This window comes from Sulfitobacter sp. 1A12779 (genome assembly GCF_043557315.1).
Lineage (GTDB): Bacteria > Pseudomonadota > Alphaproteobacteria > Rhodobacterales > Rhodobacteraceae > Sulfitobacter > Sulfitobacter faviae.
In genome coordinates, this window is record NZ_JBIFFU010000080.1 from 1 (window position 1) to 1,197 (window position 1,197).

The 1,197-nt window shown below is 60.9% G+C and carries 1 pseudogene; it reads right to left on the minus strand.

What is annotated here, in order from left to right:
• A pseudogene (locus tag ACGYLQ_RS20855) lies at positions 1 to 1,043 on the minus strand (plasmid replication initiator-like protein); the annotation flags it as partial.
• Positions 1,044 to 1,197: the final 154 nt, after the last annotated feature.

The window sequence follows — 1,197 nt, forward strand, 5'->3', positions numbered from 1 at the left end:
CTGTGGACCCGCGCATGGTAGGAGCCAGTGATCTCGAGAGCGAGCCAGGTTTCCAGCTCTCTGAGCGTCATCACCGCCTCGGCTTCCGCGTCGAGATCACCGCGCTCGAAAATATTCGAGAAATGCGAGCCCGGCAGCAGGTGAATCGCGCCCATCATCGTGCCGATCAGGCGCTCTATATGGCCGCCATAGCGCGGCGTGCCGGGCGGACGGTACTGCAGGTCGATCTGGTATTCGGAACAGGCAAGCTGAAAAGCCCGGGCATGGAACTCCGCGCCATTGTCCACGTAAATCGCGTTCGGGATGCCCCGCGTTGGCCAGTCTGTGTTGATCCCACGCGCTGCCAGCCAGTGCGATTTCTCCATCACCGCATGGGTCAGACACATTGCGGCGGCCAGCAGCGATGGCGGCTCCAGCGACAGATGAAACCCCAAAACCATGCGGGTGTTCACATCGATTGCCACAGTCAGCGTCGGACGACCGAGCGGGCGACGCGTCACCGGGTCGACCACTGTCACGTCGGCCTTGGTGTGGTCGATCTGGACGATATCGAGAGGGCTGTCTGCAGTAAGGCCTCCCGGCGTGGCCAGATGGCGTCGCTCGGCCTTGTCCTTGCCTTCACGCCGGGCCATCAGCTTTGCCTGATCGTGCCCCTCCAGCCAGCGACCCAAACGCCGGATCGAAGGAGGGGCCACCCCCTGCGCTCGGCAGTCGGCTGCAACCTCGCGCCAGAACCGGGTCTTGGTCGGTTTGCGGCGGGTGGCATAGAAGCCTTTGAAATGGTGGGTCACGATCGCTTCCACCGCCGGGTCCAGGGGCTGCATGCCCGGTTTGGGCCCTCGGGTATCCCGTAGCAGTGCACTGGTCCGCCCGTCTTCGCGGAACTGCTTCACCATACGAAAGAGCGTGGATCGGCTGACATTCAACTGACGCATGGCCCAGTCGACATTGCCCTGAGTGAGCTGGGCCGGCAGTTCCTCGATCACTCGGGCGCGGTACTCGGCCTCTTCCCAATCCTTGTCAACTGGAAAATTATCGGACATAACTTACTCAGTGCATGGATGCCGGATAGTCCCACCAATGGTGACTCAAATCGGCGTCCAGTCTCACATACCCTGAATCGGTTTCAGAAATGCGACACAGGCAAGCTATTGAAAACAAATGGAACGCAGTCTCAGAAATTCCGGCAGACCGACA